General features: G+C 40.9%; 1 protein-coding gene and 1 pseudogene. Both read left to right on the forward strand.

Features of this window, described 5'->3' with window-relative positions; genetic code table 11:
- A pseudogene (locus HT701_RS11425) lies at window positions 1-267 on the forward strand (hypothetical protein); the annotation flags it as partial.
- Between the two features lie 49 nt (window positions 268-316).
- On the forward strand, window positions 317-533 hold a 217-nt coding region (locus HT701_RS03980), incomplete at its 3' end, for a transposase family protein (RefSeq protein WP_172931241.1).

Genomic DNA, 533 nt, shown 5'->3' on the forward strand with positions numbered 1-533 from the left:
TCATACTCAATGAAAATCAAAGAGCAAACTAGGAAGCTAGCCGCAGGTTGCTCAAAGCACTGCTTTGAGGTTGTAGATAGAACTGACGAAGTCAGCTCAAAACATGGTTTTGAGGTTGTAGATAAAACTGACGAAGTCAGTAACCATACCTACGGTAAGGCGACGCTGACGTGGTTTGAAGAGATTTTCGAAGAGTATTACCTTCAAGAAGCTCCATTGATGCCCCACCACCGCGTCACAAATACCTACACTGACACAAAAAGGTGACATAGCCACCTTTTTGGGCTCTATAATATTTGTAGTGGGTAAATCCCCTATGGATATCATTAATAAGGATACATACAAGGAACTCATCGCCAAACTGGACTATGAAGCTCCATCTTGTCCTGAGTGCGGAAGTCAAATGAAGAAATATGACTTTCAAAAACCTTCTAAAATTCCTTATCTTGAAACGACTGGTATGCCTACTAGAATTCTCCTTAGAAAGCGTCGTTTCAAGTGCTATCATTGTTCTAAAATGATGGTCGCTGAAA

The organism is Streptococcus sp. 10824 (genome assembly GCF_013276595.1).
Taxonomy (GTDB): Bacteria; Bacillota; Bacilli; order Lactobacillales; family Streptococcaceae; genus Streptococcus; species Streptococcus pseudopneumoniae.